This window comes from Olsenella profusa F0195, from assembly GCF_000468755.1.
Taxonomy (GTDB): Bacteria; Actinomycetota; Coriobacteriia; order Coriobacteriales; family Atopobiaceae; genus Olsenella_F; species Olsenella_F profusa.
Genome location: NZ_AWEZ01000061.1, coordinates 40,640 through 62,321, shown reverse-complemented (window position 1 = coordinate 62,321; position 21,682 = coordinate 40,640). Strand labels below are relative to the sequence as shown.

Here is a 21,682-nt window from a genome sequence, read left to right as displayed (position 1 = left end):
AGATGCGATTGACACCCACACGCAGCAATAGGCACCCACATGCATGCGATTGGCACCCACACGGTCAGGTCGTGCCCGCCGCGGTGGACTACCCGAGGCTCTCCGCCAGCGCCGCGGCCACGCGCAGCCCATCCGTCGCCGCGCTCATGATGCCGCCCGCATAGCCGGCGCCCTCGCCGCAGGGCCATAGGCCACGTGTGGAGACGGACTGCAGTCCCTCGTCGCGCGTGATGCGCACGGGAGAGCTGGAGCGGGTCTCCACGCCCGTGAGCACGGCGTCCGCCGCGGCAAAGCCGTGCAGCCGATGTCCCATCAACGGGATGGCGGCGCGGAGCGTCTCCGTCACATAGGGCGGCAGGCACCTCTCGACGCTGCCCCAGGTAACGCCGCGCGGGTACGTGGGCTCGATGGCGCCACCCGCAGTGGAGGGGGTGCCCTGCAGGAAGTCGCCCACAAGCTGCGCGGGTGCCACGAACGCCCCACCACCCGCCGCAAACGCCGCCTGCTCGCACGAGCGCTGCAGCGCCACGCCCGCGAGCGGATCGTCACCTGGCAGGTCCGAAGGAAACACGTTGGCCAGCAGTCCGGCGTTGGCGTTCGTGCCCGCGCGCGCCGAGAGGCTCATACCGTTGGTGACCACACCACCTGGCTCGCTCGCCGCCGCCACCACAGAGCCGCCGGGACACATGCAGAACGAGAACGCACTGCGGCCCGAGGCGGTGCCCGCACCCTCGTCGAGGTGAGCCACCAGCTTGTAGGGGGCGGCTCCCAGGGCGGGATGTCCCGCGAAGGGGCCGTACTGCGCGCGGTCTATCATGGCCTGCAGGTGCTCGATGCGCACGCCCATGGCGAACGTCTTGCGCTCGAGGGCGATGCCCTCGCGGTGCAGCAGCCCAAACACGTCACGCGCCGAATGCCCGCAGGCAAGGACCACGGCGCGGGCCGGTATGCGCTCCTCGACGGCCCCGCCGCTTCCATCCGCGTGCGAGAGGGTCACGCTCGTCATGCGCCCGCCTGCGACGCCCAGTCCCGTGAGCCTGGTGTCCAGGCGCACCTCGCCGCCAGCCTGGCGGATGCGTGCCAGCACGTTGGTCACCACGGTGGGCAGGATGTCACTTCCCACATGGGGCCTGGCATCCCACAGGATCTGCCGTGGGGCACCCGCCTCCACGAAGGTCTCCAGGATGCGGCGATGGGCCGCGCCCCTGGTGCCCGTCCCCAGCTTGCCGTCGGAGAAGGTGCCAGCCCCACCCAGGCCAAACTGGATGTTGTCCTCGGGATTCAACTCGCCCGTGGCGTTGAAGCGCTCGATGTCCACCGTGCGGCGCGCTGCGTCGCGCCCGCGCTCCACGAGCAGGGGCTCCAGGCCCGTCTCCGCCAGGGCGAGCGCGCAGAAGAGCCCGGCGCATCCGGCGCCGATGACCACCGGTCGGCCAACGGGACGCGTGCCCACATGGATGGGCGGCTGGGGGTCCTCCTCCTGGGCGACGCGCACGTTCCTGGCCCGATGCCTCCTGGCCAGCCGCCGCAGGAGCGCGCGCTCCGCATTGGCCGCGCCGCGCAGTTGGATGCGCACGCTGTAGGTATAGTGCACATCGTCCTTCCGGCGCGCGTCGATGGAGCGCCTGCGGGGCTCCAGCGCGACGAGGTCATCGGGCGGGAGGTGCAGGCGCCTCAGGACGGCGGCGCGCAGGGCGCGCCCCTCGGTGCGCTCGGTTCCGTCGAGGGCGTCGAGTGGTATGCGCAGGTCAGAGATGTCAAGCATGGGAGATTCCCCTCGCTGCCGCCATACCGGCCACCATGCCGCTCCTCCACGCCCAGGCGAGGTTGAAGCCACCGCAGTCACCGTCCACGTCAAGCACCTCGCCGCAGGCAAAGAGTCCCGGGACCTCCCGCGCCTCGAGCGTGGTGGGGGAGAACTGCGTGGTGGCGAGCCCCCCTGCCATCACCTGCGCATGCGACTCGTCCGCGCGCCCGCGCACGACGAGCCGCTGGCCCTTGACGAGGCCGACCAGGCTGCGGGAGCTGCCCCGTGCCTCCCGCTCGAGCACGGTGGCGATGTCGGGGTCGAGCACGCCGTCCAGGCACCCGGGCACGAACGTGCCCCTGCCCGTGGGGTCCGCCAGCCTGGCGAGCTCCTGGTGCGAGACCTCGGGTGCGAGGTCGAGCCTCACGACGTCACCGGGCCGACACCGGCGCGAGAGGTCGAATACCACGATGCCCGAGAGGCCATAGCCCCTGATCAGCACCTCGCCCTGCTCGTGCCACAGGGGGGCATCGGCACCCTGCGGCACGAGCGAGACGCGCGCCAAGACGCGCCTTCCGTCACAGGCCAAGAGTGGGGAGGGCCCTGTGGCCACGGGGCAGAGCACGGGATGGCCCGGCACGAGGGCAAGCCCCAGGCGCGCGGCGATCGTGGCGGTTGCCTCGGCGCCGCCCCCCAGTGCGAGCACGACGCGTCCCGTATTGAGGCGCGTGACCTCGCCAGATGCAAAGCCCTGGCATATGTCCAGCTCAAAACCTGTATCCGTGCGTCCCATCCCTCGCACCGTGCGCGCGGGCGCCAGCGTCGCCCCAGCGTGGACCGCTCGTGCGAGCAGCACGTTGCGCACGCTTGCCGCCCGTCGCGAGAGGGGATAGAGCCGGCCCTCCTCCACACACCATCGCAACCTGCTGTCGCGGAGGAAGGACAGGATGTCATCGAGGGGGCATGCGCCCATGGTGGCACCCACGAAGGCGGGGTCGTTGTAGCGCGCGGGATCGAGCCGCTCGTTGGCAAAGTTGCAGCGGCCGTTGCCCGTTGCCAGGATGGTGCGCCCGCACTCGAGGGCGGACTCCAGCACCACCACGTGGGCGCCCGCCTCCGCCGCGCAGATGGCGGCCGCGAGGCCTGCCGCCCCGCCACCGACGATGCAGACGCCCATCGAGGGAGGCATCGTCACGGATGCGGCGGCCCGCATGAGGGCGGCCTGTCGGGCGCTGCGGGTGCCCGCCCTTCCCCGGGTCATGGGTTACCCTGCCAACGTCTCGTGTGCCAGGATCTGCTCGACCGTCTTGGCCGCAAAGCCCTCGGGCAGCGCGTCCTCGAAGGTGCCCGCATCGCAGGCGGCTGCGAGCGTGGGGTCGATGGGCAGCTCGTCCAGCGCCTCGATGCCAACGTGCGCGGCCGTCTCGATCAGGCGGCTGGGGCCAAAGGGCTCCACGCGCTCGCCGCAGTGCGGGCATAACATCCAGCTCATGTTCTCAACGAGGCCCACCACGGGCACGTCCATCATGGCGGCCATGTTGAGCGCCTTGCCCACGACCATCTGCACGAGGTCCTGGGGCGAGCTCACGATCACGACGCCCTCGATGGGGAGGCTCTGGAACACCGTGAGGGCTACGTCACCCGTTCCGGGGGGCATGTCCACGAGCAGGTAGTCCACGTCGCCCCAGGCCGTCTCCTCGAAGAACTGGCGCAGCGCGCCCATGAGCATGGGGCCGCGCCACAGCACGGGATCGGTCTCGTGCTCCAGCACAAGGTTGGTGCTCATGACCTCGATGCCGCCTTTGGACGTCACGGGGACGAGCTGCTCGTTGCGTGCCGTGGCGTGCCTGCCGCTCATGCCGAACATCCTGGGAATGGAGGGGCCGGTGATGTCCGCGTCGAGGATGGCCACCCTCTTGCCCTCGTGGCGCAGGCTGACGGCGATGGCGCCGGTGACGAGCGACTTGCCGACGCCGCCCTTGCCGGAGACCACGCCGATGACGTGCCTGATGGAGCTGCCTGCGGCGGGGGAGAACCGCTGCGGCCCCTGGTCCTGCTGACGTGTGGCGTGTCCGAGCGTCTCGTCGACCTCGCGGCGAAGGGCGTCGGTGTCGATGTCTGGCGTCTGTGCCATGGGATTCCTTTCCTCGGGATGCAGGCATCCTCGATTCTACCCGGATGGGATGATGCGATTGCCCTGCGTCTGGGTGCCTGTCCCGTTACGGGAGTCATGTGGGTGCGACACGCTTCCGTGTGGGCGCCAATCCCTTCGTGTGGGTGCCTATCGCCACATTGCAGCCGACAGAATCCCAGGTCGGCTGAATCGACAGGATGCGATTGACACCCACACGCGGGAGCGTTACGCCCACACGCGTGAGCCGCCGCACTACGTCTTGCGCAGCGCCACCGCGCTGAACGAGAAGCTGTCGGGTCTATGGCGCGACTGCGTGTACTCGAACATGATGCCGTCCCCGTTGAAGGTCTGGCTGCACATGACGGTGACGAAGTCGAAGCCGTCGAGGTCGAGGCAGGCGCGGTCGGCGCGCATGGCCCTCTCGGCCGTGATGGTGCGCTTGCTCGTCGCGATGCGCATGCCCAGGGTGTGCTCGATGTAGTCGAAGATCGACATCGCGGCGACGGCAGGGGTGAGCCCCGGCACCAGGTCCTCCCGAAAGTAGTTGTGATCGAGGATGGTGGGAGTGCCGTCCAGCACGCGCACCCGATCGATGTGGACCAGGAGGGTGCCCGCCTCAAAGCCGCTGCGGGCGGCGAGCTGCCGGTTGCAGGCGATCCGCTCGAAGGTCGTCACCTCCGTCTGGGACGAGAGGTGGTTACGCCGCGCAGCCTCCGCAAACGTTTCGATGCCGCCCGCCTCGAAGCGGGTCCTCTCGCGTGGCTGGTAGATGACGCGCACGCCCTTGCCGTTGATGGGCTGCACGTAGCCCTGCTGCGCCAGGAGCCCCAAGGCGCGCCGCAGGGTGTTGTGGGAGCAGCCGTACCGCTCCGTGAGCGCGCTCTCGGGCGGGATGAGGGACTGGTAGGGATACTCGCCCGTCTGGATACGGTCGAGGAGGTCCTGGTAGATGATGTTATAGATCGCCTTCATGGGACGAGTGTGACCTTCCTTCCAGTCCCGACCGCGCGTGGTCGGGGTCACCAGACGATGCCCCCGCCTCGCGCGGTCTTCTCCCACGCCAAGAATACTACCGTTCGCGGAACGCTCGCAGCTCTCACATACCTATGCACATAGCCGTGCCATGATATTGGGTGAACAACCTATGCAAATAGGTTACGAGAGGGACGGCCCCTGCGACCGTCAGCTGACAGGAGGAGCGATGGGCAAATACGAGTCAGACGCCAGGGAGCTGCTACGGCTCGTTGGTGGCCGCGAGAACATCGTCGCGGTGACCCACTGTGTGACGCGCATGCGCTTTGCGCTGGTCGACCCCGGCAAGGCGGACGTCCCCGGCATCGAGAGGCTCAAGGCCGTCAAGGGGAGCTTCACCAACGCCGGCCAGTTCCAGGTCATCATCGGCAACGACGTGGCGGACTTCTATGACGACTTCACGGCCGTCTCGGGCGTGTCGGAGGTCAGCAAGGCCGACGTCAAGAAGGCCGCTGCCGGCAACCAGAACCCCTTCCAGCGGGCCATGGGCGCCATCGCGGAGGTCTTCGCGCCACTCATTCCCGCCATCATCACCGGCGGTCTCATCCTGGGCTTCCGCAACGTCCTAGGCGACATGCCCTACTTCGGGCCCGACGGCACGCAGACGCTCGCATCGCTCTCCGTGTTCTGGACGGGCGTGTACAACTTCCTGTGGCTCATCGGCGAGGCCGTGTTCCATCTGGGCATCCCGGTGGGCATCTGCTACTCCATCACCAAGAAGATGGGTGGCACGCCCATGCTGGGCATCGTGCTGGGCCTCACGCTCGTCTCGGGCCAGCTCATGAACGCCTATGGCGTCGCCAGCGCCACGGCGGAGGACTGGGCCACCCACACCTGGGACTTCGGCTTCGCCCAAGTGCACATGATCGGCTACCAGGCCCAGGTCATCCCGGCCATCCTGGCTGCCGTCTGCTTCAACTACTACGAGCGCTTCTTCAAGAGGATCACGCCGGCCGTGGTTCAGATGATCGTGGTTCCCTTCTGTTCCATCCTGCTGGGTGTCATGACGGCCCACTTCATCGTCGGCCCCATCGGCTGGACGCTCGGCACCTTGGTCAGCAACGTGGTCATGGCCGGCATCTCGGGCCAACTCCGCGTCATCTTCGGCGCCCTCTTCGGCGGCCTGTATGCCCCGCTCGTCATCACCGGCCTGCACCACATGACCAACGCCATCGACCTGCAGCTCATCGCCGACACCGGCACCACGATGCTCTGGCCCATGATCGCGCTCTCCAACATCGCGCAGGGCTCCGCCGTGCTCGCCATGATCGTGCTCCAGCGCAGGGACGAGGATGCGCAGCAGGTCAACATCCCCGCGTGCCTCTCCTGCTACCTGGGCGTCACCGAGCCCGCCATGTTCGGCGTCAACCTCAAGTACGTCTTCCCGTTCGCCTGCGCCATGATCGGCTCCGCCCTCGCGGGCATCCTCTGCACCGCCACCTCCACGGCAGCCAACGCCATCGGCGTCGGTGGCCTGCCCGGCATCCTCTCCATCAACTCCAAGTACTTCCTGAGCTTTGCCGTCTGCATGCTCGTCGCCATCGTGGTGCCGTTCGCGCTCACCTTCGTCGTGGGCAAGCGCAAGGGCATCGACAGGGGCGAGGGCGTCGAGAACGTCTCGCTCGAGGGCGAGGACCTTCCCGCGACCCAGGCGCCCGTCGCCGCGCCCGCCGCCTCCGACCTCGTGGCCGATGGCACCATCAGGGCGGCTGTGAGCGGCACCATCCGCACGCTCGCCTCCGTGGACGACGGCGTGTTCTCCTCGGGCATGATGGGCCCCGGCATCGCCATCGACCCCAGTGCGGGCGAGGTCGTGGCACCGTGCGACGGCGAGGTCACGGTCATGATGGCCGAGTCGGGCCATGCGGTGGGGCTCAAACTTCCCAACGACCTCGAGCTGCTCATCCATGTGGGCCTTGACACCGTGGACATGCACGGGAAGGGCTTCACCGCCCACGTGCGCCAGGGCGACGTGGTCCACGCCGGGCAGCGCCTCATCACGTTCGACCGCGACACCATCAAGGCGGCCGACCATCCGGACACCGTTATGATGGTCGTGACGGGCACCGGCCAGGCCGGCAAGGTCGAGCTGGTGGAGCAGGGCAGCGCCACGGCGGGCGAGACCACCGTCATCACGTACTAGGACAGGACGGACGCAAGAGGGGGCGGTGCGACGCGTCGCACCGCCCCCTGCGACCAAGCCGACGGAAGGACACGGGGGACGCATGGACAGGGCGACGCAGCTGGGCGACAAGGTCGTGTACCAGGTCTACATCAGGAGCTTCAACGACTCCGACGGCGACGGCGTCGGTGACCTCAGGGGCATCACGCAGCGCCTGGACTACCTGCAGCGCCTGGGGGTCGACTACCTCTGGATCACGCCGTTCTTCGTCTCGCCTCAGCACGACAACGGCTACGACGTGGCGGACTACCGCGCCATCGACCCCCTCTTTGGCACCATGGCCGACTTCGAGGAGCTCTCGCGCGAGGCGCGGGCGCGCGGCATCGGCCTCATGCTGGACATGGTCTTCAACCACACGTCCACCGAGCACGCATGGTTCCAGCGGGCGCTTGCGGGGGACGCGCGCTACCAGGCCTACTACAAGCTCGTGGATGCGGCGCCCGGCGCCACGGCCACGAACCCCGGCGAGCCACCCACCAACTGGGAGTCCAAGTTCGGTGGCAGCGCCTGGGCCTACCTGCCCAGCCTCGACAAGTGGTACCTGCACCTGTTCGACCGCACGCAGGCGGACCTCAACTGGGACAACCCCGCCGTGCGCAGGGAGCTGGCGGACGTCGTGCGCTTCTGGAAGGCCAAGGGCGTCTCGGGGTTCCGCTTCGACGTGGCCAACCTCATCTCCAAGCCCGCCACCTGGGAGGACGACAACGAGGGCGATGGCAGGCGCCTCTACACCGACGGCCCCCACGTCCACGAGTACCTGCGGGAGCTCGTGCGGGAGGGCGGCATCGAGGACATGCCCACGGTGGGCGAGATGAGCTCAACCTCCATTGACAACTGCGTTCGCTACACCAACCCCAGCCGCCATGAGCTCTCGCAGGTCTTCAGCTTCCATCACCTCAAGGTGGACTACGCCGGTGGGGACAAGTGGGCGCTCATGGAGCCCGACATTCCCGAGCTGCGCCGCATCCTGCGCGACTGGCAGGAGCGGATGTGCGCGGGCGGCGGCTGGAACGCGCTCTTCTGGTCCAACCACGACCAGCCGCGGCCCAACTCCCGCTTCGGTGACACCTCCACGCGCGAGCTGTGGCAGCGCTCCAGCGAGCTCTTGGCCGTCTGCACCCACTTCATGCGCGGCACGCCCTACATCTACCAGGGCGAGGAGCTGGGCATGACCAACCCCGGCTTCGACCGCATCGAGCAGTACCGTGACGTGGAGAGCGTCAACTACTACCACATCCTGCAGGAGCGGGGCCTCTCTGCCGATGAGGCGCTGGCCGTGGTGCGCGAGCGCTCGCGCGACGACGCGCGCACGCCCGTGCAGTGGGACGCCTCGGCGACGACAGGCTTCACGACGGGCACACCCTGGATCGAGGTGGCCGCCAACCACACCTGGCTCAACGCCAGGGCGGAGGTCGATGACCCCGGATCCGTGTGGTCGTTCTACCGACGGCTCATACGGCTGCGCAAGGAGCTGCCCCTCGTCCAGCGGGGGGACGTGCGCTTCCTGGACGTGCCGGCGGGGGCGGAGAAGGTCATCGCGTACGAGCGGACCTTGGGCGACCAGCGCCTGGTGGTGGCATGCAACTTCTCAGGAGACAAGACCCCTGCGATTGATGTGGCACTCGTCACGGGCGGGGAGGTCCTTGTGGGCAACTACGATGACGCCCCCGTCGCGGGCACCCTGCGCCCATGGGAGGCTGTGGCGTACGTCTGGTGCTAGGGGAATGCTGTAAGGGCACGCTCCCCTCCTCATATGGCCGTGGGAAGGCCTCGCCTACCCCTGTGCCCCTACGCGCAGGGCCATCCCATCTCCGACCCCAGGCTGTCGCGCAAGGCCATGCCGAGGGGAGAGGGGAGACCGTGGCACGATGGGCCGAGAGGAGAGGGACAGGGGCGCGCCAGGCCTCTGTCCTCTGGCAACCCGGCACGTTGCGGCCTCTGTCGCAGGTGAGGGCGATGCGCATGCGGCCACGTTGCTTGCCACAGGACACGACGCCAGGCACGTGACCCATGCCATGCGGCACGAGGTCTTGTCCTTGTGGGTCTCGTCCTGCCGTGGGTGCCCTTCTTCTCTTTCGGGTCGATAAAGGTGCAGGTTGTGTAAGGCCGCGCGAGGAAAGTCGCACTCACGGGTAGCGAACCGCACCCACGGCAACCGTGTGTCCTCTCCCCATCTCTCCATGAAAGTTTACCGAAGTTGTTAAACTCACTCCTCAACGAGACAGTTAGCTCTATACTACATATGACTGCTGCGTCGTAGGGAGGGAAAGATGACCATGGAGGCTGTCGTAGACAATGTGGCACATGAGCCGACACAGAAGGTCGTGCAGGCACAGGGCGCCCAGCTGCCGCTAGCCATGGTGAGCGCAGGCGAGACGGCGACCGTGCTCAAGGTGCGCGGAGGCAAGGATCTCCGCCAGCACCTCTTTGAACTGGGATTTGTTCCTGGTGCACCCGTCAAGGTGGTCTCGCGCGTCTCGGGCGACATGGTCGTGAGCGTCAAGGGCGCCACGTTTGGCATCGGCCGCGACATGGCCATGCGCATCGTGACGACCTAGGCCGGACGATTGGTTATACTGACGTGACTCACGTGGCGTCACACAGGCGTTCTGTAACGGGCCGAGAGTCTATCTACGGCATGAATGAAGGGTGAAGTTGAACAATGGCAACTCTGAGAGACGTGAGGGTGGGGGAGAGTGCCACGGTGGCACGGCTTGATGGCGCCGGCGCCATCAAGCGCCGCATCATGGACATGGGCCTCACCAAGGGCACGCGCGTCCTGGTGCACAAGGTAGCCCCGCTCGGTGACCCCATCGAGGTCACGGTGCGTGGCTACGAGCTCTCCCTGCGCAAGGACGAGGCCGGGTGCATCGACGTGAAGGATGTGACGCGCGACTAATGGCAGATCAGATCAACATCGCTCTCGCGGGCAACCCCAACTGTGGCAAGACGACCCTGTTCAACGAGCTCACGGGCTCGAACGGCTACGTAGGCAACTGGCCTGGCGTCACCGTCGAGAAGAAGATGGCCAGCTGGCGTGCCGATCGCAACGTCACCCTCGTGGACCTCCCGGGCATCTACTCCCTCTCACCCTACTCGCCCGAGGAGGTCGTCTCGCGCGACTATGTCGTGAACGACCGTCCCGACGCCGTCATCAACCTCGTCGACGTCACTAACCTGGAACGCAGCCTCTACCTCACAACGCAGGTGCTGGAGGCGGGAGCTCCCGTGGTCGTGGGCCTCAACATGTGCGATCTGCTCACGGAGCGTGGCGACGTCATCGACGCCAAGCGACTCTCCCAGATGTTGGGCGTCCCCGTGCTCGAGGTCTCCGCGCTGCACAGCAGGAACCTCGACGCCCTCGTGAGGGCTGCCGTCACGGCGGGCGCGAAGGGTGTCGCGCCCAAGGGCGTCAGGTGCTTCTCGCCCGAGGTCCAGGCTGCCCTCGACCGCATTGCCGACATCATCAAGGGTTCCTGTGATGCCGAGCACCTCACATGGTTTGCCGTCAAGGTGTTCGAGCGCGACGTGGAGGCCATGAGGCCCCTCAAGCTCTCCCAACGGCAGCTTGACCAGATCGAGCCCCTCATCGCCGCCGTCGAGGAGGATCGCGACGACGACGCCGAGTCCATCGTCACCTCCGATCGCTACGACTGGATCGCCACGGTCATGGACGCCTGCGTCAAGAAGGCCCCCAAGCAGCTCACGCGCTCGCAGCGGATCGATCGGGTGGTCACCAACCGCATCCTCGGCCTGCCCATCTTCATCGCGGTGATGGTCTTCGTGTACTGGTTCGCCCTCATGGCCGTGGGCACGCCGGCGACCGACTGGGTCAACGACAACCTGTTCTCCGACGGCTTCTTCGTGAGCGCCAGCGGCTCCGCGCAATGGCAGGAGGCCGATGACGCCTGGAAGGACAACCACTACGCCGACCAGATCTCGGGCTACCTTGCCGCCGCGGCCGACGCGGGCGTGGACACCGAGGGCGTCCAGGACGCCATCAACGCCGATCCCCAGACAGACGATGACCAGGCTACCATCGAGGACTTCGAGGCTGCCGCCGAGGAGGCGGGCATCACCGCGACCGACGTCCCCATAACGGACGATGACGGCAACTTCCTTGACACCGAGGGCAACATCATCGACAAGGAGGATGCCGACGGCAACCCCGTCCTCGCCGCGGGACAGGAGCTCGACACCATTCCCTCGGTCACGCTCGACGACTTCGAGACCGCGCTCGACACGCCCGAGCCCGACCAGCACGACTACGAGGGCTGGGTGGACTCCGTGCCCAACGCCGTGAGGGGCTGGCTCACCGAGGCCGGCGCGTCCGACGTCGTGCAGTCGCTCGTCGTTGACGGCATCATCGGCGGTGTGGGTTCCGTCCTGGGCTTCATCCCACAGATCTTCGTGCTCTTCGTCGCCCTGTGCCTCCTTGAGGACTGTGGCTACATGAGCCGCGTGGCCTTCGTCATGGATCGCGTGTTCCGTCGCTTCGGCCTCTCGGGCAAGTCGTTCATCCCCATGATCGTCTCCTCGGGCTGCGGCGTGCCGGGCGTGCTGGCCACCAAGACCATCGAGAACGAGCGTGACCGCCGCATGACCGCCATGCTCACCACCATGATCCCCTGTTCGGCCAAGCTGCCCATCATTGCCCTGGTCATGGGCGTGCTCATCGGTGCGGACAACGGTGCCTGGTGGGTGGCCCCGCTCTTCTACTTCATGGGCATCGTCGCCATCATCGTGAGCGCCGTCATGCTCAAGAAGACCAGGCCCTTCGCGGGAGAGCCCGTGCCCTTCGTGATGGAGCTGCCGGACTACCACGTCCCCTCCGTCCGCTCCTGGTTCCTGCACGTGTGGGAGCGCGTCTCTGCCTACGTCAAGAAGGCCGGGACCATCATCTTCGCGGCAGCCGTGGGCATCTGGTTCCTGTCCAACTTCGGCATCGGCGGCTGGGATGGTGGTCCGGGAACCTTTGGCTTCCTGCCAGGCATGGAGGGCGTACCCAAGGAGTTCATGGACTACTCCCTCCTCGCCGGTGTGGGCAACGCCCTGGCTTGGATCTTCGTGCCCCTGGGCTTTGGCAGCTGGCAGGCGACGGCTTCGTCCGTCTCGGCCCTCATCGCCAAGGAGAACCTCGTCTCCACGTTCGGCGTGCTGTACGGCATAGGTTCCGACGCCAGCGAGAACGCCGTCACCATGTGGCAGGGCTTTGCCAACATGTTCACTGTGGGCGGCACGCTGCACGTGGGTGCCATGTGCGCGTTCGTGGCGTTCAACATGCTCTGCGCACCGTGCTTTGCCGCCATGGGCACCATCCGCCGGCAGATGGACTCTGGCAGGTGGACGGCCTTCGCCATCGGCTACGAGTGCGTGTTCGGCTGGGTGATCGGCCTGCTCATAAACCAGCTCTATGAGCTCGTCGCCTTCGGGAGCTTTGGCCTCTGGACGGTCGTGGCCTTCGTGCTCCTGGCTGCCATGCTCTTCCAGCTCTTCCGTCCGATGCCCAAGTGGGAGCGGAAGGACGAGAGGATCCTGGATAGCCTGTCGGATGCTCGTGAGGTGGCATAGGGCGTCTGACGGTGTGCGTGTCTCCGAGGGGGCTGGGCTGGCGCAGACGAGCGCCAGCCCAGCCCCCTTGTCCCCTTTTGCGCACGGCAAGAGGGTCCAGACCCTTGGGGCAGGCGTCTGCACCATCAGATGGCGAAGAGCTCGTGCTCTCCGGCAAGGAAGAAGCTCTCCACGCTGCACGTGGCAGATCCCACGACGAGCGTACGGGTATGGGGGAAGCGCAGGGAGAATGCGACCGGCCCGCCCGTCTGCCTCGCCGGCCGCTCTTGACCTCGTCTTCTATACCTGCCTCGCAAATTTGGGAGGCAGTCAGTCAAGCAATGGTGCCCATCATGATATTCGGACAGGCCATCCTGACGTCGTCCGCATGATGCGAGTCTTTCCGACCTACGAGAAGATGCCGTGCATGAACTGGCGCACGGTTGCCTCGGCCTGGTCGTCATCCAGGCTCCCCCTGCCCTGGTGCCAGAACGCGACGTCGGCGTTGAGCATGGCGACGAGGTGGGCCGCACAGGACAGCTCCCGGCCACGCACACCCCCATGACACGCGCCGATGTCGTGAAACAGCCGGGTGACGATGGCGTACTGCTCGTGCATGTACGGCTCCGCCATCCTGGTGATCGCGGAGTCGGGCGGGGCAAAGGACAGGGACAGCCTGAGGAGGTAGAAGTCGGTGTTCGTCCTGGCGGCTGAGTAGTAGAGCTGTGCCACGCGCAGCAGGGCCGGGCGCACGTCGCGCCCATACTCATGCGGGTGCGGCTCATAGACGCACGCCTCGGCCAAGGCATGGTTGAACGAGGCGTACTGCTCCTCGAGGACGGCTGCAAGCAGCCCCTCCTTGCTGTGGAAGAAGTAGTACAGCGTCGGCTTGGTGACGCCTGCCGCCTCGGCGACCTGTGCGACGCCAACGCCGTCATAGCCCCGCCGTGCGAACAGCTCCAGGGCGCGGCCGAGGATGGCGTCTCTGCTGTTGGTCTCGTTTCCCATGGGAGCAGTATATATCGAGAGGGGCTGCAGGTCCGTCCCGCCAGCGGCCGAGTCGACCGGCGGGGAATCGCATGATTTCCACTTGCCCTTGTCTATACCGTACGGTATAGTATCTACCGAACGGTATACATGACGGCCTGGCCATTCGAGCGGATGCACCAGGCTGGCGAGGGACATCGGGAGGCATCCATGGGCAACGACATCAACGAGGGCACCATCTGGTGGCAGGTGTATCCGCTGGGCTTCTGCGGCGCGCCCGTGCGCCCGGCCTCGGAGGGGGAGCGCGCACTGACACCCCGGCTCGACCGGCTGGCCGCATGGGTGGACTATGCCGCCGACATGGGCGTGAGCGGCCTGATGCTCAACCCGGTGTTCGCCTCCGAGACCCATGGGTACGACACCACCGACTACTTCCACATTGACCCGCGCCTCGGCGATGACGCGACCTTCGACCGCCTTGTCGCCGCCTGTCATGAGCGGGGCCTGCGTGTGATGCTCGACGGCGTGTTCAACCACGTGGGGCGCAGTCACCCGCTGTTCCAGGATGCCCTCGCCGGACGGGGGCACGAGGACCTGTTCTCCATCACGCGCCGTCCCGATGGGTCCGCGGACTATGCGACATTCGAGGGCTTCCGCGAGCTCCCGGCGCTCGACCACAGCTCGCAGCAGGTCGCGGACCTCGTACGGGACGTCATGCTTCACTGGATGCGCCGTGGTGTCTCGGCATGGCGGCTCGATGCGGCCTATGCTGTGCCGCCCGACTTCTGGGCCCGCGTCCTGCCCGAGGTGCGGCGCGCATTTCCTGACGCCTGGTTCGTGGGCGAGGTCATCCATGGCGACTACGCAACCATCGTGCGGCGCTCCGGGATGGACGCGGTGACGCAGTACGAGCTGTGGAAGGCCATCTGGAGCTCGCTCAAGGATGGCAACTTCTTCGAGCTCGACTGGTGCCTCAAGCGGCATAACGCCTGCATGGGGACGTTCGCACCGCTCACCTTCGTGGGCAACCACGACGTGACGCGCATAGCGAGCATGGTCGGCGACGACCTGGCCGCCCTGGCGGTGACCATCCTGCTCACCGTGGGAGGCGTCCCGTGCCTCTACTACGGCGACGAGCAGGCCCTGCAGGGCGTCAAGACGAAGGGCCTGGGCGGCGACGATGCGGTGCGTCCCGCCTTTCCTGCCGCCCCAACCTGGATGACGGCAGAGGGGGAGCGGATGTATGGCCTGTGCCGGCGCCTCATCGGCCTGCGCCGGAGCAACCCCTGGCTCACCCATGCCACCACGCGGCCCACTCATCTCAAAAACCGCAGCTACTCCTATGACGCGACGGGCCGTGGGGGAGAGACCCTGCATGTGGACCTGCGCCTCGACCCGGCGCCGCAGGCAACGATCAGCCAAGGCGGCAGGACCCTCCTTGAGGTGAGCCGCTGAGGCATTGCGTGTGGTCAGTGGCATACTTGGGGTCGGTCACCTTGGTAGGCTGTGTATGCATGGTTAACGTCCAAGGGGGTGGCTCAGCTACCTAGCTTATGATAGAGAGGGCACGACACGCACAGCTTCAGACCCGATGACACAACGAAGGCGGCGAAGTCGGACATCGCGCGCGAATGCCCCGACATCTCGCTCATGATCATCGAACGCGCGCGCCACGACCTGCTTGCGCACGGCAGGGTCGAGAAGGTCGGCGCGGGCCGCGCGACCGGCTACGTCTGCAAGGGCTAGATACCGGGGCGGCCCAAGGAATGGAGGCCGCTGCCACATACGACGTTCCCTCTCTTGGGGCTTAAGCCGTGTGGGTGCCTTTCTCCACCCGTGTGGGTGCGAATCGATTCGTGTGGGCGTCATTCTTCCGGACGCGGCCGACAAAGTCCCAGGTCAGTGGAAGCGGCAGGATGCGAATCGCACCCACATGCAGCGAATCGCACCCACATGCCCCCTGGCGGGAGAAAGGCACCCACACGGGTGGGGAATGGCACCCACATGACCTCTGGCTGTGCGATTGGCACCCACAGCCGCGACCCACGACGTCGCGGGACGGCAGGTTGACCCTACTGACAAGGCATCGCGTCGGCTCGGCTACGACAGCAGCATGCGGTCGTTGGCGAACTCGTTGCCGGTCATGCCCTAGAACTGCTGCGATTGACCAGCCACCATGATAGACTATACATGTGCGGTCAACGTCCAGGGCTCGTCCAAGGGGGCGGCACGGCATGAGGATTGACATCATCGGTCTCAAGGACGCCCTCGAGAAGAATGTGGGGGTGTGGGACGCCAGGGCCGAGGAGGCCGAGCGTCTTGCCGCCCGCCTCGAGGCCTTCGACCCAGCCTCTCTCGGTCTGGAGGGCGAGGGCTACAGTGCCCTGCGTGAGCGCGTCACCTCTCACGCGCCGTTTGCCAAGTCTCAGGCGTCGCTTCTGCGCTCGCTTTCGGAGGGCTGCGCGAGGAACCTCGATGCCGCGGCGCTACTCGAGCCCTTCGAGCCCGACGGCAGCGTGGACACCGACCACCTCTCCGACGAGCTCTCGCGCGCTCGGTCCGAACTCGACGAGGGCCTCTACCGCCACCCGCCTTTGCTCCGTGCCGGACATGCGCTCTCCCCTGGCCCGTCCTCCGGCACGCTCGAGAGCGACCTCTTCGAGGGCGGGGGCTGGATGGCGTCCCCTTCGAGAGGTTCTCGAGGGAGTTCGACGCCTACATCGAGTAGTACCGTGACGCCAGGCTGAAGAAGTCGACAGGATGGAAGACGATCAGACGGCACAGACAGGAACTGGGCTACGCGGCATAGGCGGTTGGTCCGGCAAAATGTCCGAGGTCCCATATACTTGAAAAGCTTGATCGTCCGATTTACTTCCAGTACCATTACACAATGAGTTTTCCTAGAGAAAGGAGAAGCAAAACTATAAAGTTAGTATATATTCCCCTAAGGAGAACAAGATGACTGATAAAGGATTTACAGATCAAGTAAAAGGCAAGGTAAAAGAGGCTGTTGGAAATTCGACAGGTGATGATTCCCTGAAGGCAGAGGGAATCATGGATAAGGCAGTCGGAAAAACTAAAGAGATCGCATCGGATATAAAAGACACAGCAAGTGAGTTGGGTGAAAAGGCAAAAGATGCACTCGACTCCAAGAGCGAGAATAGCAATTAATGGCTGAGTATTTGCAGCATAGTTAGGTCTCCTGAACTGTAAGTAGCTTAGGCAACTTTAGCTGTACCGTGGCGATCGCGGCGATTCCGGAGAGTGGCACCTGCATGAGGCACATCCCATGCAGGTGCTCTGTGTATGCATCTGCAGAATCTTTGTAGCTGTACCTCCAGCTGAAGGAGTCCGCATGGGACTTCGGCAGCCCGTGGAACGTGCCGTGGACATATTCTGACCTTTGCACTTTGACCTTTGCACTTTAAGAGGCCATTTTCCCTGTGATGACCTGGGAGGATGGTCTCTTTTCGCTTGTGTGTCTTCTGTAGTGCTCCAGGGCCTTCCAGCTGATCTCACGGCCCTTGCATCACCTGTGGGTCAATGCGCAAAACACGCTTAGGTATGGCAAGGATGAGGAAAGGCGGAAGCAAGCCCAGGCAACGCTGGACTGGATTCGCAACCTTGTGAGGAAATACCATCCCGAGTGGGACTGGGGCAGTGACCAGATTGATAATAGGATTGAAGACTTTCTTTGGAAGCTCAATGATGAAGGCTGCAACTATGCGGCCGACATCAATGCCCTGATGCAGCAGTACTCGATTACGGATCTACGCAAGAGGTTCGGCATTCCGGACGACGTGCCCGATAGCCAGGTGGAGGACTGGCTTCTGCTCGACTACTACGCGAGCCGGGACAACCACAACCCCAGCCGTTGGCCGTGGTCGTGGGGGGAGGACACGTACGACGAGCACGAGGATCCCAAAGAGACGGACGGGAGGGGCATGAACTTCTTTGACGAGCAGTATCGCCTTCACCGTTGGCTTGAGGGGTATGGCATCAATGCCAGTGTGTCGCTTCCCCGTCCAGTAAACATTCCTGGAGGGATGGATGCAATGAAGGATGACCTATGCAAGGGGAAGCACGTCATCCTCAACATGTCGCGCAGCGTGGAAGAGAGGAACGACATCTACGGCAGAAACCTGGACCGGCGCTTCTACATCCAGAATGAGGTCATTCCTCTCTACCAGGGGAGGTTCTCCGACGCACTTGGCTACGACGTGCACATCTTCCTGCACGACAACCCCATGACCAAGGAGGGAAACGATGAGTTCGAGAGGGAGCTTGCCGGCGCATAGCGACATGCGAGAGGGAACAAGGAGGGCATCGTGGCGGAGGCCACCATACGGCTTCATGGGGGTGCCTCGGCGTCCCTTTCCTTTCCTTTGAGGTCCAGGCCCTGTGGGTGCCAATCGATTCGTGTGGGTGTCTTTCTCCCGAAAGAGGCCGACAAAATCCCAGGTCGCGAGGAACCAGAACGGGAGAAGAGCACCCACACGCGACGATTGGCACCCACATGCGTGCGATTGGCACCCACAGTACGCAGCCGCGGGGCGCAACGTCGCGCGGCCGCAGCTTGACCCACCCTGCGGGCCAGGCGCCGCGCCGGCGTGGCTGGGACGGCGGCACGCGGTCGTCGGCGGACTCGCTGCCCATCACGTCCCTGGACTCCTGCAGCAGGCCGGCCACCGTGATAGACTATATATGCATGGTCAACGTCCAAGGCCTATCCAAGGGAGTGACACGGCATGAGGATTGACATCGTCGGTCTCAAGGATGCCCTCGAGAGGAACGTGGGGGTGTGGGAGGTCAAGGCCGAGGAGGCCGAGCGTCTCGCCGCCCGCCTCGAGGCCTTCGACCCAGCCTCCCTCGGTCTGGAGGGCGAGGGCTACAGTGCCCTGCGTGGGCGCATCGCCTCTCGCGCGCCGTTAGTCAGGTCCCAGGCGTCTCTTCTGCGCTCGCTTTCGGAGGGCTGTGCGAGGAACCTCGATGCCGCGGCGCTGCTCGAGCCCTCCGAGCCCGACGGCAGCGTGGACACCGACCACCTCGCCGACGAGCTCTCGCACGCTCGGGGGGGGGCGCTGAGGAGTGGGGCGAGCGCTCGGACGACCTCTCCTGGGCAGGGCCGCTCGGCGAGCCATGGCGGCGTGTGTGCGACAGCATGCGCCAGCTCAAGGAGGCGGAGGCAGCCGAGTACGAGCGCAAGATACGCCTCGTGGAGGAGTATGCGGCCAAGTCCTCGACGTTCTATGTGGGCGCAGCCTCGGTGGTGGATGACGCGCAGAAAGACTCGAACGGGATTATGCAGGACCTCCCAGAGGGCGAGGACGGTGACCAGGCAGAGCTGTATCACCTGTGGTGGGATAAGGATCCCGAGAAGCGCGCACGGGCAAGAAAATGGATATCGGAGCGCATACGGAAGGAGCATCCGGACTGGACTGACAAGCAGATTTCTGACTATCTTGAGAAGCTTAGCGATGAGGGGTGCGGCTACGTAGCCGATATCAACACGCTCATGCAGGAGTACTCGATCCCAGACTTGCGTACCAAATTTGGCATTCCCGACGAAGTGCCGGATGAATGTGTTAAGGATTGGCTACTGCTCGACTATTATGCGAGCCAAGACAACCACAACCCTGGGCCGAATGGTGGGGACGAGATGGATCCGAATGAGGACCCCTCCAGCACTCAAGGGAGGGGTACCTCACCCGGTGACCGAAAGTATCGCTTTACTCGCTGGTTGAAGACGTATGGAATCACTGTCCACATGTCTCAATCAAAAAGTGTGAAAGGTTCTTTCGGCGTAGTTGCAATAGCGCTCACTCTCTTAGTCGGGAAGATTACCCATCGGCATGTTGTTCTGAGAATTTCGCCTTTGTACATGTACGACTGCGAGACGGGAGAGAAGTACCCTAATCCAGAGGGCAGTCATGCCGTCACGGTGCTCGGTGTTGACGACAAGGGTAGGATCATCGTCTCCTCTTGGGGGAAGCGCTATTACGTGGATCCGCAGGACTATGGGCCAGATGACACCATTGCGTATGAGACGGTGGACTATGAGTAACATGAGGAGAGAACACGGGCGCGTGCTGCTTGCGTTGGTGCTCTGTGCCGTTGTGGTCTTGGGGGCCATCTTTGTGAGGCTCCTCATCACGGAGGGCGGGGAGGATTCCATGGAAACGACGATGCGCATAGGGTCTACGGATGGTCAGACCAATGAGTTCGAGGGCTTTGCGCTCCTTGGGAGAGGAGTCGGTGATTACGACTACGACTTCAAGCTCGCGAAGGAGAGAGGCATCTGCTCGAGGGACGACGGACCGGACCTGGGCTATCTCGAGCTCCAGGGGAAGTACGACCGGGCCCTGTCGCTCTACTTGGAGCAGGCGCTCGACATGCAGAGCCTCGATGCCGAGTTCGAGGTCAGGGGCATCCCGGGCTACGACGTGAGGTCCGGCGATCCGGCGCGCACGCTCTGCGAGTGGTTCCGCAGCCGCTCGCACCTCTCCTCCCCCTATCTCTACCTGAGGAGCAACCTGCGCATCGAGCGCCTATCGGAGGAGGACATAGAGGCTCTGCGCACCGAATCGCTCGACACGGATGAGGGCAGGCAGGCGCTCGCTGTCCTCGCCGCGCGTACCTACCAGGAGCTCACGAGCTACGAGGGCGAGCACGTTTGGCAGAGTAGCAGTGGGGTTGCCTTGACTTGGTACTATGATGTCGGGAGTGGCAACGTAAAGGATGACTTGGCGGATCCGGCTCCGGCTCGCTGTCTTGTTCTGTGGCTTACCTTCCAGGATGGGAGACTGAGTGATGAGTCGCTCAGTGTTGAGGAAAGGAACGAGATCTACGAACGGGACGACACCGAGTGGCACTTCTACATCCAGAACGAGGTCATCCCTGCCTATGAGAAGAAGTTTTCCGACATTTTGGGCTATCCGGTGAAGATATTCCTGCACGATAATCCCACGACCACATAGGAAAACGACGAGTTCGAGAGGGAGCTTGCCGGCAACTAGCGACGCACGAGCGGGAACGGAGGGACCTCATGGCAGAGGGGACCATACGCACCAGTGAGGCGGCCGCCGAGGCCGCGACGGGCGACCTGCTTCAGGCCGAGGTGGGGAGAACCCAGGCAAACGTGACACGCCTTTCCTCCCTCGCTCCGGTTCCTGGCAGCAGCGACCATGACGGTCTGGCTGAGGTCGCCGAGGCGGCGTCGGCCAAGCTCGCCGAGCTCGTCGAGGCAGACGCGAAGGCGCTTGTCGCCGCAGACGGCGCGCTCCACGTGGTGGATGACATACGCGCGCGGACGCTCTAGGGGCACCGATGAACAGAGTGGAGTACGAGCACAGGCGGGAGGCCATCGGCCGGCAGGGTGTGGCACGGCGCAGCACGCTGGAGCGCGAGCTCGACGCCATGCGCGACGAGGACAAGAGACTTGCCGAGCGCGTGGAGGAGGCCGCGTCCCTCACGGGCCAAGAGCTCTTCGGCGTGAGCGAGCGCGTCGCCTCCGGGCTGCTCCCGGCCTCCCTCATGGCAAAGGTCGATGCCGCGGCTGCCCAACTGAGATGGTTCCAGGGCGCTGCCGAGGACGAGGGGCGCAGTCGCGACATACGGCGCCGCGAGGCGGAGGATCGCCTGCAGGAGGTCATCGACGACTGTCGCGTACGGCTCGCCCGACTGGATGACGAGTTCGCCAGGGGACGCCGCGAGGGGATGTGGTGACCCTCCCCGCAGCCACGACGCGCTGGCGTGGCTAGGACGGCGGCACGCGGTCGTCGGCGGACTCGCTGTCTGCCATGTCCGTGTGGTGCGCCCTCACCAGACGCATCCGACACGTGTAATCGCTTTGTAAGGAGTGGTCAGGACCGGGTAAGGGATGGCGCCCGTGCCCTCGTCCACGCTTCGCCACACCTAGCATACTCCCTGAGAGGAGTGGCTCGGGAGGGACGGTCCTGGCCAACGGTTGGCTCAGCCGTGCCGGTCGGGATGTGATGACGGTCCTGCCGCCATGCAGATCGGAAACCTGTCTCAACATGCACGACTTCAG

The 21,682-nt window shown here is 65.1% G+C and carries 18 protein-coding genes; 13 read left to right on the top strand and 5 right to left on the bottom strand.

Going from position 1 to position 21,682, the window contains the following annotated elements:
* Positions 1-88 precede the first annotated feature (88 nt).
* The 4 genes from HMPREF1316_RS09020 to HMPREF1316_RS09005 form a co-directional block, all read right to left on the bottom strand.
* Positions 89-1,765, bottom strand: a complete 1,677-nt coding sequence (locus HMPREF1316_RS09020) for an NAD(P)/FAD-dependent oxidoreductase (protein ID WP_021726699.1) — start codon at positions 1,763-1,765, stop codon at positions 89-91.
* The gene (locus tag HMPREF1316_RS09015; RefSeq protein ID WP_021726685.1) at positions 1,758-3,008 is read right to left on the bottom strand and encodes an aminoacetone oxidase family FAD-binding enzyme; all 1,251 of its coding nucleotides are present in this window, start codon (positions 3,006-3,008) and stop codon (positions 1,758-1,760) included. The genes HMPREF1316_RS09020 and HMPREF1316_RS09015 overlap by 8 nt, the downstream gene beginning before the upstream one ends.
* 3 nt (positions 3,009-3,011) lie before the next feature.
* A complete protein-coding gene (locus HMPREF1316_RS09010; RefSeq protein ID WP_021726754.1) occupies positions 3,012-3,881 on the bottom strand; it encodes an Mrp/NBP35 family ATP-binding protein in 870 nt (289 codons plus the stop codon).
* Positions 3,882-4,133: 252 nt separating this feature from the next.
* Complete coding sequence (locus HMPREF1316_RS09005; protein ID WP_021726675.1) at positions 4,134-4,853, bottom strand: UTRA domain-containing protein; 720 nt, start codon at positions 4,851-4,853, stop codon at positions 4,134-4,136.
* Positions 4,854-5,082: 229 nt separating this feature from the next.
* Between HMPREF1316_RS09005 and treP the strand changes: the two genes are divergently transcribed.
* The 5 genes from treP to feoB all read left to right on the top strand — a co-directional run bounded on the left by treP (position 5,083) and on the right by feoB (position 12,666).
* Positions 5,083-7,056 (top strand): PTS system trehalose-specific EIIBC component, encoded by a 1,974-nt coding sequence (treP, locus tag HMPREF1316_RS09000; protein WP_021726730.1) that lies wholly within the window; start codon positions 5,083-5,085, stop codon positions 7,054-7,056.
* A gap of 82 nt (positions 7,057-7,138) precedes the next feature.
* Positions 7,139-8,815, top strand: a complete 1,677-nt coding sequence (locus HMPREF1316_RS08995) for an alpha,alpha-phosphotrehalase (RefSeq protein ID WP_021726666.1) — start codon at positions 7,139-7,141, stop codon at positions 8,813-8,815.
* A 550-nt stretch (positions 8,816-9,365) separates the two neighbouring features.
* Positions 9,366-9,653, top strand: coding sequence for a FeoA family protein (locus HMPREF1316_RS08990; RefSeq protein WP_021726743.1), 288 nt, complete (start codon positions 9,366-9,368; stop codon positions 9,651-9,653).
* 104 nt (positions 9,654-9,757) lie between these two features.
* Positions 9,758-9,994, top strand: a complete 237-nt coding sequence (locus HMPREF1316_RS08985) for a FeoA family protein (RefSeq protein WP_021726693.1) — start codon at positions 9,758-9,760, stop codon at positions 9,992-9,994.
* Positions 9,994-12,666, top strand: a complete 2,673-nt coding sequence (gene feoB, locus HMPREF1316_RS08980; RefSeq protein WP_021726696.1) for a ferrous iron transporter B — start codon at positions 9,994-9,996, stop codon at positions 12,664-12,666. The genes HMPREF1316_RS08985 and feoB overlap by 1 nt, the downstream gene beginning before the upstream one ends.
* A gap of 387 nt (positions 12,667-13,053) precedes the next feature.
* On the opposite strand, the gene HMPREF1316_RS08975 is transcribed toward feoB, so the two are convergent.
* The gene (locus HMPREF1316_RS08975) at positions 13,054-13,653 is read right to left on the bottom strand and encodes a TetR/AcrR family transcriptional regulator (RefSeq protein WP_021726726.1); all 600 of its coding nucleotides are present in this window, start codon (positions 13,651-13,653) and stop codon (positions 13,054-13,056) included.
* A 189-nt stretch (positions 13,654-13,842) separates the two neighbouring features.
* Here HMPREF1316_RS08975 and HMPREF1316_RS08970 point away from each other — a divergent pair, with 189 nt between their 5' ends.
* The 8 genes from HMPREF1316_RS08970 (at position 13,843) to HMPREF1316_RS08930 (ending at position 21,357) form a co-directional block, all read left to right on the top strand.
* Positions 13,843-15,087, top strand: a complete 1,245-nt coding sequence (locus HMPREF1316_RS08970; RefSeq protein ID WP_021726683.1) for an alpha-amylase family protein — start codon at positions 13,843-13,845, stop codon at positions 15,085-15,087.
* Between the two features lie 779 nt (positions 15,088-15,866).
* Positions 15,867-16,379: a hypothetical protein gene (locus HMPREF1316_RS08965; protein ID WP_021726702.1), complete on the top strand. Its 513-nt coding sequence runs from the start codon at positions 15,867-15,869 to the stop codon at positions 16,377-16,379.
* A gap of 211 nt (positions 16,380-16,590) precedes the next feature.
* Positions 16,591-16,803: a CsbD family protein gene (locus HMPREF1316_RS08960; RefSeq protein ID WP_040652014.1), complete on the top strand. Its 213-nt coding sequence runs from the start codon at positions 16,591-16,593 to the stop codon at positions 16,801-16,803.
* A gap of 353 nt (positions 16,804-17,156) precedes the next feature.
* Positions 17,157-17,930 (top strand): hypothetical protein, encoded by a 774-nt coding sequence (locus HMPREF1316_RS08950; protein ID WP_021726764.1) that lies wholly within the window; start codon positions 17,157-17,159, stop codon positions 17,928-17,930.
* A gap of 863 nt (positions 17,931-18,793) precedes the next feature.
* Entirely contained in the window at positions 18,794-19,696 is a 903-nt protein-coding gene (locus tag HMPREF1316_RS14115) for a hypothetical protein (RefSeq protein WP_156901043.1), read from the top strand.
* Position 19,697: 1 nt separating this feature from the next.
* The gene (locus tag HMPREF1316_RS08940; protein WP_021726713.1) at positions 19,698-20,609 is read left to right on the top strand and encodes a hypothetical protein; all 912 of its coding nucleotides are present in this window, start codon (positions 19,698-19,700) and stop codon (positions 20,607-20,609) included.
* 68 nt (positions 20,610-20,677) lie between these two features.
* The gene (locus HMPREF1316_RS08935) at positions 20,678-20,950 is read left to right on the top strand and encodes a hypothetical protein (RefSeq protein WP_021726657.1); all 273 of its coding nucleotides are present in this window, start codon (positions 20,678-20,680) and stop codon (positions 20,948-20,950) included.
* A gap of 8 nt (positions 20,951-20,958) precedes the next feature.
* Positions 20,959-21,357: a hypothetical protein gene (locus tag HMPREF1316_RS08930; RefSeq protein WP_021726714.1), complete on the top strand. Its 399-nt coding sequence runs from the start codon at positions 20,959-20,961 to the stop codon at positions 21,355-21,357.
* Positions 21,358-21,682: the final 325 nt, after the last annotated feature.

Coding starts and splice junctions, on each gene's coding strand:
- HMPREF1316_RS08960 (WP_040652014.1), top strand. CDS start 16,591: ATGACTGATAAAGGATTTACAGATCAAGTAAAAGGCAAGGTAAAAGAG.
- treP (WP_021726730.1), top strand. CDS start 5,083: ATGGGCAAATACGAGTCAGACGCCAGGGAGCTGCTACGGCTCGTTGGT.
- HMPREF1316_RS14115 (WP_156901043.1), top strand. CDS start 18,794: ATGCGCCAGCTCAAGGAGGCGGAGGCAGCCGAGTACGAGCGCAAGATA.
- HMPREF1316_RS08985 (WP_021726693.1), top strand. CDS start 9,758: ATGGCAACTCTGAGAGACGTGAGGGTGGGGGAGAGTGCCACGGTGGCA.
- HMPREF1316_RS08995 (WP_021726666.1), top strand. CDS start 7,139: ATGGACAGGGCGACGCAGCTGGGCGACAAGGTCGTGTACCAGGTCTAC.
- HMPREF1316_RS09005 (WP_021726675.1), bottom strand. CDS start 4,853: ATGAAGGCGATCTATAACATCATCTACCAGGACCTCCTCGACCGTATC.
- HMPREF1316_RS09015 (WP_021726685.1), bottom strand. CDS start 3,008: ATGACCCGGGGAAGGGCGGGCACCCGCAGCGCCCGACAGGCCGCCCTC.
- HMPREF1316_RS09010 (WP_021726754.1), bottom strand. CDS start 3,881: ATGGCACAGACGCCAGACATCGACACCGACGCCCTTCGCCGCGAGGTC.
- HMPREF1316_RS08975 (WP_021726726.1), bottom strand. CDS start 13,653: ATGGGAAACGAGACCAACAGCAGAGACGCCATCCTCGGCCGCGCCCTG.
- HMPREF1316_RS09020 (WP_021726699.1), bottom strand. CDS start 1,765: ATGCTTGACATCTCTGACCTGCGCATACCACTCGACGCCCTCGACGGA.
- HMPREF1316_RS08965 (WP_021726702.1), top strand. CDS start 15,867: ATGAGGATTGACATCATCGGTCTCAAGGACGCCCTCGAGAAGAATGTG.
- HMPREF1316_RS08930 (WP_021726714.1), top strand. CDS start 20,959: ATGAACAGAGTGGAGTACGAGCACAGGCGGGAGGCCATCGGCCGGCAG.
- HMPREF1316_RS08970 (WP_021726683.1), top strand. CDS start 13,843: ATGGGCAACGACATCAACGAGGGCACCATCTGGTGGCAGGTGTATCCG.
- feoB (WP_021726696.1), top strand. CDS start 9,994: ATGGCAGATCAGATCAACATCGCTCTCGCGGGCAACCCCAACTGTGGC.
- HMPREF1316_RS08940 (WP_021726713.1), top strand. CDS start 19,698: ATGAGGAGAGAACACGGGCGCGTGCTGCTTGCGTTGGTGCTCTGTGCC.
- HMPREF1316_RS08990 (WP_021726743.1), top strand. CDS start 9,366: ATGACCATGGAGGCTGTCGTAGACAATGTGGCACATGAGCCGACACAG.
- HMPREF1316_RS08935 (WP_021726657.1), top strand. CDS start 20,678: ATGGCAGAGGGGACCATACGCACCAGTGAGGCGGCCGCCGAGGCCGCG.